The sequence below is a fragment of the Roseospira visakhapatnamensis genome, assembly GCF_014197915.1.
Lineage (GTDB): Bacteria > Pseudomonadota > Alphaproteobacteria > Rhodospirillales > Rhodospirillaceae > Rhodospira > Rhodospira visakhapatnamensis.
On record NZ_JACIGK010000036.1, the window covers coordinates 16,462 to 30,355 of the forward strand.

Annotated in this window: 14 protein-coding genes; 2 read left to right on the top strand and 12 right to left on the bottom strand. The window is 69.6% G+C overall.

Features of this window, described 5'->3' with window-relative positions; genetic code table 11:
- Nucleotides 1-5: 5 nt before the first annotated feature.
- The 7 genes from trbJ to GGD89_RS17415 all read right to left on the bottom strand — a co-directional run bounded on the left by trbJ (nt 6) and on the right by GGD89_RS17415 (nt 7,342).
- The gene (trbJ, locus tag GGD89_RS17385) at nt 6-719 is read right to left on the bottom strand and encodes a P-type conjugative transfer protein TrbJ (RefSeq protein WP_184048018.1); all 714 of its coding nucleotides are present in this window, start codon (nt 717-719) and stop codon (nt 6-8) included.
- Complete coding sequence (trbE, locus tag GGD89_RS17390; RefSeq protein ID WP_184048021.1) at nt 716-3,169, bottom strand: conjugal transfer protein TrbE; 2,454 nt, start codon at nt 3,167-3,169, stop codon at nt 716-718. Before trbE ends, trbJ begins: the two co-directional genes overlap by 4 nt.
- The gene (locus GGD89_RS17395; protein WP_184048023.1) at nt 3,163-3,435 is read right to left on the bottom strand and encodes a VirB3 family type IV secretion system protein; all 273 of its coding nucleotides are present in this window, start codon (nt 3,433-3,435) and stop codon (nt 3,163-3,165) included. The genes trbE and GGD89_RS17395 overlap by 7 nt, the downstream gene beginning before the upstream one ends.
- Nucleotides 3,432-3,770 (bottom strand): TrbC/VirB2 family type IV secretion system protein, encoded by a 339-nt coding sequence (locus GGD89_RS17400; RefSeq protein WP_184048026.1) that lies wholly within the window; start codon nt 3,768-3,770, stop codon nt 3,432-3,434. Before GGD89_RS17400 ends, GGD89_RS17395 begins: the two co-directional genes overlap by 4 nt.
- Nucleotides 3,771-3,796: 26 nt before the next feature.
- Nucleotides 3,797-4,765 carry a P-type conjugative transfer ATPase TrbB gene (trbB, locus tag GGD89_RS17405; RefSeq protein WP_184048029.1) on the bottom strand — a complete coding sequence of 323 codons (969 nt, stop codon included), beginning with the start codon at nt 4,763-4,765 and terminating at the stop codon, nt 3,797-3,799.
- Entirely contained in the window at nt 4,762-5,178 is a 417-nt protein-coding gene (locus GGD89_RS17410; protein ID WP_184048032.1) for a CopG family transcriptional regulator, read from the bottom strand. Before GGD89_RS17410 ends, trbB begins: the two co-directional genes overlap by 4 nt.
- Before the next feature lie 127 nt (nt 5,179-5,305).
- Nucleotides 5,306-7,342, bottom strand: coding sequence for a conjugal transfer protein TraG (locus tag GGD89_RS17415; protein ID WP_184048035.1), 2,037 nt, complete (start codon nt 7,340-7,342; stop codon nt 5,306-5,308).
- A 203-nt stretch (nt 7,343-7,545) separates the two neighbouring features.
- Here GGD89_RS17415 and GGD89_RS17420 point away from each other — a divergent pair, with 203 nt between their 5' ends.
- The gene (locus GGD89_RS17420) at nt 7,546-8,163 is read left to right on the top strand and encodes a DUF433 domain-containing protein (RefSeq protein WP_221238540.1); all 618 of its coding nucleotides are present in this window, start codon (nt 7,546-7,548) and stop codon (nt 8,161-8,163) included.
- 27 nt (nt 8,164-8,190) lie between these two features.
- On the top strand, nt 8,191-8,616 hold the full coding sequence (locus GGD89_RS17425) for a DUF5615 family PIN-like protein (RefSeq protein ID WP_184048038.1): 426 nt from the start codon (nt 8,191-8,193) through the stop codon (nt 8,614-8,616).
- Here the strand turns inward: GGD89_RS17425 and rlxS are convergent.
- The 5 genes from rlxS to GGD89_RS17450 form a co-directional block, all read right to left on the bottom strand.
- Nucleotides 8,611-10,578 carry a relaxase/mobilization nuclease RlxS gene (gene rlxS / locus GGD89_RS17430; protein ID WP_184048041.1) on the bottom strand — a complete coding sequence of 656 codons (1,968 nt, stop codon included), beginning with the start codon at nt 10,576-10,578 and terminating at the stop codon, nt 8,611-8,613. The genes GGD89_RS17425 and rlxS overlap by 6 nt on opposite strands.
- A 247-nt stretch (nt 10,579-10,825) precedes the next feature.
- On the bottom strand, nt 10,826-11,434 hold the full coding sequence (locus tag GGD89_RS17435) for a lytic transglycosylase domain-containing protein (protein ID WP_343058640.1): 609 nt from the start codon (nt 11,432-11,434) through the stop codon (nt 10,826-10,828).
- Nucleotides 11,435-11,454: 20 nt separating this feature from the next.
- Entirely contained in the window at nt 11,455-11,988 is a 534-nt protein-coding gene (gene traF, locus GGD89_RS17440; RefSeq protein ID WP_184048047.1) for a conjugative transfer signal peptidase TraF, read from the bottom strand.
- Complete coding sequence (locus GGD89_RS17445; protein ID WP_092788131.1) at nt 11,985-12,236, bottom strand: helix-turn-helix transcriptional regulator; 252 nt, start codon at nt 12,234-12,236, stop codon at nt 11,985-11,987. The genes traF and GGD89_RS17445 overlap by 4 nt, the downstream gene beginning before the upstream one ends.
- A gap of 196 nt (nt 12,237-12,432) precedes the next feature.
- Nucleotides 12,433-12,771, bottom strand: coding sequence for a DUF736 domain-containing protein (locus GGD89_RS17450; protein WP_092788130.1), 339 nt, complete (start codon nt 12,769-12,771; stop codon nt 12,433-12,435).
- Nucleotides 12,772-13,894 lie beyond the last annotated feature (1,123 nt).

The following is a 13,894-nucleotide window of genomic DNA, read 5'->3' on the forward strand; positions in this document are numbered from 1 at the left end:
TCGGCTCAGCGCGGGGTGTAGGCAACGCCGTCACCGAGGAAGCGTTCTGTGGCTGCCCGTGCCGCTTCCTCCGCCTGGGCCTTGCGGGCGTTCTCCTGCGCCTCGGCGCGGGCCTGAGCGGCGAGCAGGGTCTGCAGCTGCATCTGCTGCTTGGCGGCGAGGGCGAGGAGCTGGTTGCCGGCCTGCTGGGCCTGCAGCGCGCCGACGGCGCCCTGGCTGCGGGTGACCAGATCGGCGAGCACGCCGTGATCGGCGCGGATGTCCTCGACGATGCGCGACTGCACGCGCATCGACTGATGCCAGGCATCCATGGCATCGCGCCAGCGTTCGCGCGCGGCGACGGCCATGTCGTCGACGGTGACGGTGCTGTCGTAGGTCTCGGGGTAGCGGGCCCGCCACTGATCCTCCAGGCGGTCGAGGCTGTAGCTCAGCCCATCGGCCTCACGCATCAGGGCGTCGATCCGCACCAGGGCGCCGGTCAGGTCCTGCAGCGCGGAATGGTCCAGGCTGGTCAGGTTGCGGGCCATGTTCTCCAGCATGACGGCCTGGTTCTGCAGGGCCTGGATCTGGTTGTTGATCTGCTCCAGGGCGCGGGCGGCCTGCAGGACGTTCTGGACGTAGTTGGTGGAATCGAACACCGGCCAGGCGGCGCGAGCGGCACCGGGCACGGCGAACACGAGAGCGGCGGCGATCAGCGCCGCCAGGGAACGGCGGGTCATGACGGATCTCCTTCGGGTTGGGGGAATGGGACTTGGTCACCGGCCGCTTTCACCTCGATCAGGTCGGCGGCCCAGTTCAGGCCGCGCGCGCGCAGGAAGGCGGCGGCGAAGGGTGCGCCGGCCGGCGTGTCGGACAGGCTGTCGATGAGGGTCTGCGCGGCCGGATCGGAGGCCCCGCACAGGGCCAGCGCCAGCGGTCCGAGGCCGAGCTGGAACAGGCAGTTGCCGCGCCGGGACTGGAGGTAATACTCGCGCTTCGGCGTCGCCTGGGCGATCAGGTCGATCTGCCGCGCGTTCAACCCGAAGCGTTCGTAGACGGTGCAGGCCTGCGGCTCGACGGCGCGCTCGTTGGGCAGGAAGATGCGCTGCGGGCAGCTCTCGACGATGGCCGGGGCGATGCCGCTGTCGGCGATGTCGGCCAGCGACTGGGTGGCGAAGACGACGGCGACGTTCTTCTTGCGCAGCACCTTGAGCCATTCGCGGATGCGCGCGGCGAACAGCGGGTTGTCGAGGTACACCCACGCCTCGTCCAGGACCAGCACGGTCGGCCGGCCGTCGAAGCGGGTCTCCAGGCGGTGGAACAGATAGGTCAACACCGGCAGGACCACGCCGGCCTCGCGCATCAAGGCCTCGGTCTCGAAGGCCTGCACGTCGGTCAGGGCCAGCCGGTCCTCTGCGGCGTCCAGCAGCCGGCCGAAGGGGCCTTCCAGGGTGTAGGGCGCCAGCGCGGCCTTCAGGGCGTTGGACTGCAGCAGCACGGCCAGCCCGGTCAGGGTGCGTTCGTCCGGCGGGGCGCTGGCCAGACTGCCGAGCGCCGACCAGACGGCGTCCTTGATCTCCGGGGTGACGGTGACGCCCTCGTGGACCAGCAACGCGCCGATCCACTCGGCGGCCCAGCTTCGGGTGGCCGGATCGTCGATGGCGCGCAGCGGCTGGAAGGCCAGCGTGCCGTCGGCCCCCAGCACATGGTGGGTTCCGCCCATGGCCAGCACGGCGGCGCGGGCGGAATTGCCCTTGTCGAAGATGAACACCTGGGCACCGGCATAACGGCGGAACTGCAGCGCCATCAGCGCCAGCAGCACCGACTTGCCCGCCCCGGTGGGACCCACGATCAGCATGTGGCCGACATCGCCGACATGGGTGGACAGCCGGAACGGGGTTGAACCCGAGGTCTCGGCCAGCAGCAGCGGCGGGCCGTCCAGGTGGGCGTTGCGCGCCGGCCCGGCCCACACGGCCGACAGGGGCATCAGGTGGGCCAGGTTCAGGGTATGCACCAGCGGCTGGCGCACGTTGGCGTAGACCTGCCCGGGCAGGTTGCCCAGCCACGCCTCGACCGCGTTCACGGTCTCTCGGATGCAGGTGAACCCCAGCCCGTTGATCACCCGCTCGACCGCGCGCACCCGATCCTCGACCAGCGCGCGGTCCTCATCCCAGACGGTGACAGTGGCGGTCAGATGGCCGAAGCCGACATGATCGCCGCCCAGGGCCTGCAACGCCGCATCGGCATCGACCACCTTGTTGTCGGCGTCGCTGTCCAGCAGGGGCACCGGCTCGTTGGTCAGCACCTCGCGCAGCAGGACGGTGATGGACTTGCGCTTGGCGAACCACTGCCGGCGCAGACGGGTCAGCGCGCGGGTGGCCTGGGTCTTGTCCAGCGGCTGGAAGCGGGTGACCCAACGGTAGCCGAAGTCCAAGCGGTTGAGCGCGTCCAGCAGGCCGGGCCGGGTCATCCCCGGGAAGCCGAGCACGGTGACGGTGCGCAGGTGAGCCGCCCCCAGCATGGGCTCCAGCCCGCCCGTCATGGGCGTATCCACAAGCACGCCGTCCAGGTACATCGGCACGTCAGGCACGGCGACCGGGTGGCGCTTGGTCGAGATGGTGCCGTGCAGGAAGGTCAGCGTCCCGGCATCATCGAGCGCCCGCACCTCGGGCAGCACCCCAGTCAGAAGGTCGAGGATGCGGTCCGTCTCCTCGACGAAGCGGTCCCGCTCACGCTGCCAGTCGCGCCCGCCGGCCGGGCGCTCGCGCTCCAGCAGGGCGGCCTCGGCCTGGGCCTGACTGTCGGGTGGCGGCAGGAACACCAGCGTCAGGTGATAGGCGCTCTCGAAAGCCGGGCGTCCGCCCTCGAACGCGGCGCGCCGTTCGGCGTCCACCAGGGCCGAGACCGGATCCGGGAACGACGAGTCCGGATAGTGCGGCGCCGGGCGGCGTTCCGCCTCGAAGAACAGCGCCCAGCCCGACCCCAGGCGGCGCAGCACATTGTTGGCTCGGGCGCACAGGCCGACCAGTTCGGCCTCGGTCGCACTTTCAAGATCCGGTCCCCGGAAGCGGACCGTGCGCTGGAACGAGCCGTCCTTGTTGAGCACGATGCCCGGCCCGACCAGGGCGGCCCAGGGCAGGTGGTCGGCCAGCCGGTCGGCGCGCGGCCGGTATTCGGCGAGGCTCAGCATGACCACCAGCCCTGCTGGCGCAAGTGGCGCACCAGCACGACGGCGACGTCGGGATCGCGCCGCGCGGCCAGCACGGCGATGGTGTGGCCGACCACCCACAGCACCAGGCCGGCGACCCACTGCTGCAGGCCGAGGCCGATGGCGGCGGCGGTGGTGCCGATGACAATGGCCAGCGCGCGGGGCGCACCGCCCATCAGGATGGGCTCGGTCAGGGACCGGTGCAGCGGCACCTCGAAGCCCGGCAGGGAAGAGGGCGCCCCGCTCATCGCACCAGCGCTCCGCCGCCGAAGGAGAAGAAGGACAGGAAGAAGCTTGATGCGGCGAAGGCGATGGACAGGCCGAAGACGATCTGGATCAGGCGGCGGAACCCGCCCGAGGTCTCGCCGAAGGCCAGGGTCAGGCCGGTGATGATGATGATGATCACGGCGACGATCTTGGCCACCGGCCCCTGGACGGACTCCAGGATCTGCTCCAAAGGCGCCTCCCAGGGCATACCGGAGCCGGCGGCGTATGCCGTCGTGGCGGCGAGCAGGACGGCGGCGCCGACAGCAGCGGCAAGACCATTCCGGACGACGGGACGACGGAGCAACGATCGGGTCATGGGTCTCTCCTGTTGGCGGGATGGGATCAGAGGGCGGCCAGCCCTTCCGGGGTGAGGGTCGTGACGGCGTAGTCACCCGCGCCGTCGAGGCCGGTGACGGCGGCGACAGTCTCGACCCGGCGGGCGGAACCCCGGCCGGCGATGAAAACGACGAGGTCGATGGCCTCGGCGATCAGGCGCCGGGGGACCGTCACCACACCCTCCTGGCAGAGCTGTTCGATGCGGTAGAGCGCGGCGCGGGCCGAGTTGGCGTGGACGGTGGCGATCCCGCCGGGGTGACCGGTGTTCCAGGCCTTGAGCATGTCCAGGGCCTCGGCGCCCCGGACCTCGCCGACGATGATCCGGTCCGGACGCAGACGCAGGGTGGAGCGCACCAGATCCGCCAGCGAGACATGGCCGCGCCGGGTGCGCAGGCTGACGCAGTCGGGGGCGGCGCATTGCAGTTCCCGGGTGTCCTCGATGAGGATCACCCGCTCGTCTTCGGACGCGACCTCGGCCAGCAGCGCATTGGCCAGCGTGGTCTTGCCCGACGAGGTGCCGCCGGCGATGAGGATGTTGCGCCGTGCTCGCACGGCAGCGCGCAGGCCGTCGGCCTGGATGGGTGTCAGGATGCCGTCGGCGATGTAATCGCCCAGGGTGTGGACGCGCGAGGCCGGCTTGCGGATGGCGAAGCAGGGCGCCGGGGCGACCGGCGGCAACAGCCCCTCGAACCGTTCGCCCGAAGGCAGTTCGGCGCTGACCACCGGGCTGTCGGCATGGACCTCCGCGCGCACGTGCGAGGCCACCAGGCGGATGATGCGTTCGGCCTCGGCGGCGCCCAGGCGGGCGCCGGTATCGATGCGCCCCTCGCCCAGGCGATCCAGGCGCAGGCTGCCGTCCGGATTGACCATCACCTCCAGCACGGCCGGATCGGCCAGGGCTTCGGCAATGACCGGTCCCATGGCGGTGCGCAGCATGGCGCGGCGGCGGTCGTCGGCTTCCGGATGGGGGATCATGGCGAGGCCCCCGTGTCCGCATCGGTTGGTCGCAGAGTCCCCTCACCCTTGGCGATGCGACGCCCGACCTGATCGACGAAGCGCTGGAAGCGGTCCTGACCTTGCGCGCGGGCGGCGGCGTCGGGCTCCGGGAGGTGGGCGGTCTGGGTGAGCTGGTAGCGCACGAACAGCGCCAGGCTCTCCAGCACCACGTCCAGGTCGCGGCGGATCCGATCCTGCCCGCGCGACAGGCGGTCCAGGCGCGGGCCGAAGCGGGTGTCCAGATCGTGCTGGCCTTTGCGCTCGAACCACGCCTTCAGGGCGTCGGCGATGATCGCCGACTTGGTCGCGGACGGATGGCGCGCGGCCGCTTCGAGGCGGTCGCTGAGGTCGGCCTCCAGCAGGCACTGGTGACGGATGCGGGGACGGTGCATGGGGCTTGCTCCGGCTTGGCCGCCATGGTCGGCGGCGGTTGGAGCAAGGCTCGCGCGAACGGTCGGAATCGCTCAGAGCGGTTATGTACGCCCTTACGCGCTCCAGGGTCCGGAAGGCGCCTAAGGCTCAGAATCCGGGCAGCAGATCCTCGCCCCGGGGGCGGCCTTCGTTGACGCCATGGGCGCGCGCGGCCGGGGTCAGGCGGTCCAGCGCCCGCTTGTCGGCGGCCGGGTCGGAGTCCTCGTCGGCAGCGCCGAACAGATCGGCCTGATCCGGCTGCGGCGGGGCCGGCGCGGTCTCCTCGGCCAGCCCAGGATGACGCTGCAGGCCACCGCCGTCGTCGTCGGTGTGCGGATCCAGGGCGGCGCGGATTTCGTCGGGGGTGCCCAGGCGAGCGTCGGGGCTGCGCACCTGCCCGGACCAGTCGTCGGGCCGGGAGTCAGGCGCATCGGCATAAGCCCCGTCAGCGAGGGCCGGCGCCTCGACCACACGGGCGGTGAAGTTGGCATCCTCGAAATACCGCAGCTTGGCGGCGCGGATCGGCGCCAGCCCGGAGACCAGCACCAATTCCTCCTGAGGCGGCAACTGCATCACCTCGCCGGGGGTCAGCAGCGGGCGGGCGGTCTCCTGACGGCTGACCATGACATGGGACAGCCAGGGGGCCAGCCGATGGCCGGCGTAGTTGTGCTGCGCGCGCAGTTCGGTGGCCGTGCCCAGGGCATCGGAGATCCTCTTGGCGGTGCGCTCGTCGTTGGAGGCAAACGCGATGCGCACATGGCAGTTGTCCAGGATGGCGTTGTTCTCGCCGTACGCCTTGGAGATCTGGTTCAGGCTCTGGGCGATCAGATAGGCGCGGATGCCGTACCCGGCCATGAAGGCCAGCGCGGTCTCGAAGAAGTCCAGCCTGCCGAGGGCGGGGAACTCGTCCAGCATCATCAGCAGGCGGTGGCGGCGGCTCTTGGTCGGGTCGCCTTCCAGGCGTTCGGTCAGGCGGCGGCCGATCTGGTTCAGCACCAGACGGACCAGCGGCTTGGTGCGCGAGATGTCGGAGGGCGGGATGACCAGGTACAGCGAGACCGGCCGCGCGGCGTCCACCAAGTCGGCGATGCGCCAGTCGCAGGCGGCCGTGGTCGCCGCGACGGTGGGGTCGCGGTACAGCCCCAGGAACGACATGGCCGTGGACAATACGCCGGAGCGTTCGTTGTCGGACTTGTTCAGCACCTCGCGGGCCGCGGAGGCCACGACGGGATGCGCCTGGGGCTCGGCCTCGGTGCCCAGGTGGTTGGTGGTCATCATGCGGTGCAGGGTGCGGGCGAAGCCGCGCCGGGGATCGGACAGCAGGGTCGCCACCCGGGCCAGGGTCTTCTCCTCCTCGGCGTAGAGCACATGCAGGATGGCGCCCACGAGAAGCGCGTGGCTGGTCTTCTCCCAGTGGTTCCGCCGTTCCAGGGCACCTTCGGGATCGACCAGGATGTCGGCGATGTTCTGGACATCGCGGACCTCGTGCGGCCCCTTGCGCACCTCCAGAAGCGGATTGTAGCGGGCCGAGCGCGCATCGGTCGGGTTTAACAGCAGGCAGTGCGAGAAGCGGGAGCGCCAGCCGGCGGTGAGCTGCCAGTTCTCACCCTTGATGTCGTGGATGACGGCCGAGCCGGTCCAGGACAGCAGGGTCGGCACCACCAACCCCACGCCCTTGCCGGAGCGGGTGGGCGCGAAGGCCATGACATGCTCCGGGCCATCGTGGCGCAGATACCGGGACCCGAACCGCCCCAGGAACACCCCGGCCGGGCGGAACAGGCCGGCCCGCTCCACCTCCCGGCGGGTGGCCCAGCGCGACGAGCCGTAAGTGGTCACCATGCGTCCCTGGCGTGCCCGCCACAGGGACCCGACAATGGCCGCTGCCGCGCCCATGAAGCCGCTCATCCCGGCCAGCAGCCCGGCGGCGTCGAACACCTCGGGCGCATAGGCCTCGAAGGCGAACCACCAGAAGAACAACGCCCACGGCGGATAGACCGGCCAGCCGAACAGCACGAACCAGGGTTCGCCCAGTTGGGCCTGATAACCCAGCATATCGGCGGCCCACTGCGTCGCGGCCCACACGCCCAGGATGACGATGGCGAAGACGACCAGGATCTGGCCGATCAAGAGCTTGGTGGGGGTCATGGCGCCGTCCGTCCGTTCCGGCCCCGGCGAGGATGCCGGGACGCTGCGGACAAGGCTCGGGCAGCGGACGCAGGGTGAAAATGGCGTTCAGATGCGACGGTGTACGATCCGGCGACCAGCCGGGCGATGGATCATCACCGTCCTTGGCGTGGCGGCTGGACAGCATTATATTCCGAGGCGTCGGATTATTTATGAGGCGTGTCATGGCCGCCAGCCTGCTGAACCCCAACGAGGCCGCCGTTGTCGCCGGCGTCACCCTGCGCGACGTCAACCGGGTGATCGATGAGCGCATCCTGCCCGAGCGGTTCTACTCGGTCGGCGACGGACGGCGCGTGCATCTGGCCGCCTGCCCGCTGGTGGGGTTCTATTTCCGCGCCGCGCGGGCATTGACCGCCGAAGAACGTCTCGCCCTGATCAGCCGCTTTTCGGAGCGCATCACGGCCTCGCTGCTCATCCGTCCCTTCGAAGGCTGGGCAGACGCCGACTGGCGCGTGGACGACGACTTCCTGAGCGTCAGCCTGTCTCCTTTCGTCGCCGATGCCGACACGCGGGGCAGGCGGCTGGCGGCGGCGCGGGCACGCGTGGTCGAGGACCCGGCCATCCTGGGTGGCGCGCCGGTCGTTAAAGGCACGCGCGTTCCGGTGCATGACCTTGCCGCGTCGGTCGCCACCGGCCTGTCGCGGGAGCGCATCCTGTCCGCCTACCCCGGCCTGGACGCAGAGACCCTGGACCTCGCCGTGCTGTACGCGGAGGCCCATCCGGCCCGGGGCCGGCCGCGCCGGGCTGTCGGTCGTGGAGCCGGATGCTCACCCGACGGTTGATCGAACGGTGCCGAGGCGCCGGCGAGCATGAAGCTGCTGGTCGATGAATGCCTGAGCGAGGAGTTGACCAAGCTGGCGCACCGGCGCGGACACCCCGACGCCTCGCATGTGCGCTGGATCAGCAAGGGCGGCGCCAAGGACTGGGACTTGATGCCGGTGATCCTGGATGGCGACTGGACGTTCGTGACCCGCAACGCCGTCGACTTCCGGGGGCCAGCCGGCGCACCCGGCCAGGGCGGCGAATACGCCCCCATCGAACTTCACGCCGGCCTGATCTGCCTGACCGGGCCGGTCGGCATGGATCTCGACATGCAGCTCGAGTTGTTCGAGGTGGCCCTGGATGACCTCGACGCCCATCCCGATCTGGTCAACCAGGTGCTGGAGGTTGTCCTCGAGGACGCGGACGACGCCGAGATCCGGGTGCGGCGATACGACCTGCCACCGGGGTCATGAGATCGACGGCCCGCCGCGCTGGCGGCCGATGGTCCAGGAGATGGTCTCGCCGCGCATCACGCCGGAGACCGACCGGCCGACATGGCGGTCGAGCACCGGGCGCCAGGGCACCAGGGTGAACTCGCGGGCCTTCTCGATCACGGCCATCTTGCCGCTGGCCAGATCCACGGCACGGCGGTAGGTGCCCTGCACCCGCTCGCCCGGCCGAGCCTCGGTATAGGGCAAACCGAGTTCCTCCGACAGCGCGCCCGCCGCCCGCGTCATCTCGCGCCGGCGCAGGGTGGCCAACAGGGTCTGCTGGAAGCGGACCCCACCCGCCTCGTCCCGGGCCAAGCCCTGCTCGATGAGCCAGCGGGTCCGACGCATCCGCGCGGCTTGCACCTCTCGGCCGAAGCCGGCCTCGCGCGTTGCCTCCGGGCTCTCACTGGTCAGATCGCGGTCGAGCCATGTGGCGCCGTCGGTCTCGACCTGCCGCTCCAGCGACAGCGGCGACAGCACACGCACCACCATCGGCGCCGCGCGCGCCCGGGTCCGTTCGTAGTCCGCCACCCGGTCCAGGTGATCGGGGCCGATGACCCAGGTGCCGTCTGGCTGACGCTCGACGGCGCCGGTGGCCCGGCGGATGGCCTCCAGCCGGCGGACATGGGTCTCGGCGAAGGCCTCGGTCGCCGACGGGTCGTGCGCCAGATGGAGGTCGACGCTGTAGCGCCCGCCATGGGCCTCGGCGACGGCGACCACCGTGCGGTCGACGTCGCGCGGCCGAACGGTGCGCGGGGAGACCGCGACAATGGCGCCTTGCGGTGTCGGTTCCGTACCATCTCCCTGGCCGATGTCGACGTAGTGGGTTCGACCATCCAGCCCGTCGACGATCAGGTAATGCCGGTTGCGGATCTCGTCAGACAGGCCACGGGCGACCACTCGCCCGACAACACGGATCGCGGCATGGCCCGGATCGTGGACCACGGTCTCAACCGGATCCGGCGCGCGGCCCCGTTCGGCAAGCGCCCGGTTCAGGGTCTTGATGATGTCGCCGCGTTCGCCCATCCGGCGCAACGTATCCTCCAGGGCGGGATCCAGACGCCAGCGGCCGGGGCGCTGCTCCTCGGCCAGCCCCAGCCGTTCGAGCTTCTTGAGCCGGCCGGCCAGCAACGTCTGGCGGGTCGCGTCGCGGACGGCCGGCAAGATGAGGCCATCGTCGTCGGCCATCGACCGCAAGTGCCGGTCCAGCGGCACAAGGCGTTCGGCTTCGATGTCGGCGCGGTCGCGCAGGGCGATCTCGTGTTCGGTGCGGGGACCGAGGTCCAGGCTGACCAGATCGGCGGCGCGCTCACGCAGGCCATGGGCCATGTAATCCCGGGCAATGACCAGATCGTGGCCGCGCTCGTCCTTGCCGCGCAGCAGGATGTGGGTGTGTGGATGGCCGGTGTTGAAGTGGTCGATGGCCACCCAGTCCAGCCGGGTCCCGAGGTCGGTTTCCATCTGCGCCATCAGGCGGCGGGTCAGCGGCCGCAAGTCGTTATATTCGGCGCCGTCCTCCGGGGCGACGATGAAGCGGAACTGGTGCCGGTCGCCGTCGGCCCGATCCAGGAAGGCGCGGCCGTCTTCCCGGTCCCGGTCGGCGCCATAGAGCGCGCCGCGCTCCCCGTCGCGGGTTACGCCGTCGCGCTGGATGTAGCGCAGGTGGGCACGCGCCGTGTCCATCCCCTTCCCGGCCAGGCGGACGATGCGCGCCTTGACGATGACGCGGCGGCGCACCCGCGACGCTGACCGATCCCGCCCGGCCAGCGCGGCGGCCGGCGCCCCACCACGCCCGATGCGGCCGAGCCCGGCGCCCGCCTTGCGCGCGGCGCGACCGCCGGCCCGGTTGACGGCGGCCAGCACCTGATGGGCGTAGCGCTTGCCGCTTTTGGAGCCGCGCGACCGGGGTTTGCCCAGCTTCGGCGTGAACTCATCCTCGGCCATGGCGGCCTCCTGAAAAGACAATGGATATCAATGAGCTGGAGGCAAAACTCTCTTCGCGCTTCAGCGCCCTCCCGGAAAAACGATGTGCAGACAACGGGATAGCCGACGAATGGAGGCCCTCTTTTATCTTGCCTTATCTCCACATCCTCTTCTCCGTGCGCTCAATTACTATATCATGCGATGTATATTATTGGATATTTTCCGGAGGCGATGCTTCGCACGTCAACTTTATTGCCATTGAGATCGTTCAATCGACGGCGTCGGTGACCGTTGTCAGCGGCACGAACAGGCCGCTTTGGGACGCCGAAAACGACGCGCCGGACGTCGTTCCGAGCGTGAAAAACAGGCCGCGTCCGGACGGATTTGGGGTCGTTTCCGCGATGCTGGGGGACGTGTTTGGACGCCCGTTTGGGACGTCCGGCGACGCCGTTTCGCCGATCAATCCCGTCACCCGGACCAGGAAAGCACGGGTCTCGGCTGGCAACGGATCGCCTGTGATCAGGTGCGCCTGATAGCGCGTCGGGCCGGCATTGTAGGCGGCGAACAGCCTCGGAAAGCCGAACCGGTCGTGCATCGCGCGCAGGTACGCGGCGCCGGCCAAAATGTTGTCACGGGGCGCGAAGGGATCGGTTCCCAGGCCGTGTTCGGCGCGCAATTCGGCCCAGGTCGCGGGCATAATCTGCATCAGGCCCATGGCCCCTTTCGGCGATACGGCCACGCGATCGCCAGCGCTTTCGGCGGTCAGAACGGCCTCGATCCAGGCGGCCGGCACGCCGAATCTGCGTTCGGCCTCGGCGATATGGGGCCGCCACTCGGCAAGGTCAGCGGCCTGAGCGGGCGCGGCGCAAACCGCCACCGCGCCCAGCAGGGCGAACGTCAGTCGGTCCATAACGGTACGAGCCTCCCCATCACCGAGGCCGACGGCACCGGCCCGAAGTACCGGCTGTCGAAGGAATCCGGAGCGTCCGCCATGAGCAGGAAAACCTCGCCGTCGGCGAGACGGCGGCACCCGCTCCAGCGCGGCAACGGGCGTCCGGCGGCGTCCGTCTCCCGGCGGGGAACGACGGTTTGGGTGTGCAGGACGACCGCCGAGCCGACGGCGCAGACGTGATCGCCGGGGGCCGCCGTAATGCGCTTGATCAGAGGCACCCCGGCCGGCAGGTATCCGCGTTCAGCGGCCAGCGCGACCACGTCGTCGGGTGGCCGGACCAGCACCAGGGCACCTCGTTCGGCGGGCGCGTCGGTCACGCGATAGAGCCCGACGGGCACGCTGGCAGACGCGTTCCACACCAGCCAGGGCACGGCGCGTTCGGTCGGTGTGAGCGACAGGATCGCCACGCCCAGGCCGGCCAGTGCCAGCACGGCCGGGTGTTGGCGCCGACGGCGGCGCAGGATGGCGCGGTCGGTCATGGCGTCTCTCCCGCGTCCGAGGTCGACGCGCGCTGTTCGCCCAACGACCAGGCGTCCAGGTCATCGATGTGGTAGCGCACGTATCGACCGTGCTTGCGGAAGCGCGGGCCACCACCGGTCAGGCGCATTTTTTCCAGCGTGCGCTGCGACAGCCCGACGTAAAACGCGGCCTGCGCGGTGTTCAGGAACGGGCTGCCCTTCTTGGCCTGGGCCGCCCGGGTGGCCCCAGAGTCGTTTTTATCGTCCATGGCCGGGTTCTCCTCGTATGGGGATGCAACGGGGCCAGGGTGACGGGCATGAGGGCGGCGCGGGACGCTCGAAAACAGACGCGGGGGTTTTCGAGCCCCCCTTGGGCGTAGGGATAGCATGCGCGGACGGACCCGGCCCGAACACCCGAAACCCCGCCACCGGCGCACCGGGGCGGGGCTCGTGAACGGGGCGGGATCAGCGGTCGCGCGGCTCCCACAGGGCGATGTGGGTGGTGCCGTCGTCGCCGGGGCGCTCCAGCTTGACCAGCCGCGCACGGACCCAGTGGGGGCCGAATTCGGGCGCGCCGATCTTGAGGTTGAGGTAGGTCTCGCCGCTGGACTTGGCGACCTGGCTCCAGCCCGCGCCGACCTCGTAACGCTGGCCGGCGCCCGCGTAGACGCGGTGGTCGGGAGCGTTGTCGGACGCCTTGGCGACCGGGACAATGCTCAGGTTGGCGGTGACGTTCAGGGTCTTCAGGGTGCCGGTGAAGCTGTTGTCGTCCTGCTTGGTGAACGTGCCGAGAGTGATGGCCATGATCGGTCTCCTTACCCGTGTCTCGCCGGGACCATCCCTGCGATGTCTCGGCCAGGGAGCCCGCGAGACGTGCCGGCCCACCCGCAGCGCAGCGAAGGGCCGGACCGCAGGGGAGGACCCCAAGGCCCGGCAAATTTGGTCCGCGAGGAATGGGTCCGAAGGACCCAGGGGAAATTTGTCGGGGCGCGGGGTTGGACCGGCGCGGCGCGGGTTCACGGCCTTCAGGAGACACGCAGGGATGGTTCCGCGCGCAGGACACGGACGCCATGGGAGACCGGAGTGGCCATCGTCGGGCATGCTTTCAGCGGACAGAAGACAGGCTTCATCGGGCGGCCGCAGACCGCCAGCTCCGTCGCCGGTCTGAGCGTCCCAGGCGGGCAAAGGCGTTGGCATCGCGGCCATACGCGTCTCCGCATGGGCGGCCTGACGCATCGATGAGGATGGCAGGGGATGCGAGAATCGCGCGCCGGCGGAAGGCCTCTGGACCGATCCGCGCGCCCCGATCGGCCCACCCGCCGCGTCGGTCGCGGGTCAAACTGGCCCTAAAGAAAGACCAACAAAACGCCGATTCGGGAGCCAGCAGGTAACGGTTCCGGCGTTCACGATGGCCTGCCCTTCCCCAGCATCGGGGTGATACCAAAGGCCGTCGACGTTCGTGCACCGTCTCGTTAACCTTATGCTCCTTACGCTAGGGAGTTCGGGGGGCGGTGCGCGAAGGGCCGCGAGTTTGACGCGGCCGTTCTTTGCGGCATAAATACTGGGACCATTGCGGGCCAGCATGTTCATAAACCGGCCAATACGCTGAGCAAGGCGTGACGGCTATTCTGTGTAGGCGCAACATGATCGAAAGGAGCTGGCGCTCGTCTATCAGGACGCCAACCATTCTCCGTGGGTTTCTGAGCTTTTCAAGTGGAACCAGCGAGGCTGATAGCGCGTCTGCTAGTCGGGGTCGCGGCTTGCAAACGGCGCTGTTCGATCTTCACGATGCTCAGGCAAGGATATTGCTCATCAAGTATCTGTTTCCGTCAAAAGGCTTATCCCTTTGCTTCCGGTGCGATCAACATATCGTAGGTGATGGGGCCTTTGGTGGTGACGATTCCCAGGAGGGATCGAAAGGCTGCGT

Excerpts from the sequence above, each read along its gene's own strand:
- trbJ (WP_184048018.1), bottom strand. The coding sequence starts at position 719 with ATGACCCGCCGTTCCCTGGCGGCGCTGATCGCCGCCGCTCTCGTGTTC.
- trbE (WP_184048021.1), bottom strand. The coding sequence starts at position 3,169 with ATGCTGAGCCTCGCCGAATACCGGCCGCGCGCCGACCGGCTGGCCGAC.
- GGD89_RS17395 (WP_184048023.1), bottom strand. The coding sequence starts at position 3,435 with ATGAGCGGGGCGCCCTCTTCCCTGCCGGGCTTCGAGGTGCCGCTGCAC.
- GGD89_RS17400 (WP_184048026.1), bottom strand. The coding sequence starts at position 3,770 with ATGACCCGATCGTTGCTCCGTCGTCCCGTCGTCCGGAATGGTCTTGCC.
- trbB (WP_184048029.1), bottom strand. The coding sequence starts at position 4,765 with ATGATCCCCCATCCGGAAGCCGACGACCGCCGCCGCGCCATGCTGCGC.
- GGD89_RS17410 (WP_184048032.1), bottom strand. The coding sequence starts at position 5,178 with ATGCACCGTCCCCGCATCCGTCACCAGTGCCTGCTGGAGGCCGACCTC.
- GGD89_RS17415 (WP_184048035.1), bottom strand. The coding sequence starts at position 7,342 with ATGACCCCCACCAAGCTCTTGATCGGCCAGATCCTGGTCGTCTTCGCC.
- GGD89_RS17420 (WP_221238540.1), top strand. The coding sequence starts at position 7,546 with ATGGCCGCCAGCCTGCTGAACCCCAACGAGGCCGCCGTTGTCGCCGGC.
- GGD89_RS17425 (WP_184048038.1), top strand. The coding sequence starts at position 8,191 with ATGAAGCTGCTGGTCGATGAATGCCTGAGCGAGGAGTTGACCAAGCTG.
- rlxS (WP_184048041.1), bottom strand. The coding sequence starts at position 10,578 with ATGGCCGAGGATGAGTTCACGCCGAAGCTGGGCAAACCCCGGTCGCGC.
- traF (WP_184048047.1), bottom strand. The coding sequence starts at position 11,988 with ATGACCGACCGCGCCATCCTGCGCCGCCGTCGGCGCCAACACCCGGCC.
- GGD89_RS17445 (WP_092788131.1), bottom strand. The coding sequence starts at position 12,236 with ATGGACGATAAAAACGACTCTGGGGCCACCCGGGCGGCCCAGGCCAAG.
- GGD89_RS17450 (WP_092788130.1), bottom strand. The coding sequence starts at position 12,771 with ATGGCCATCACTCTCGGCACGTTCACCAAGCAGGACGACAACAGCTTC.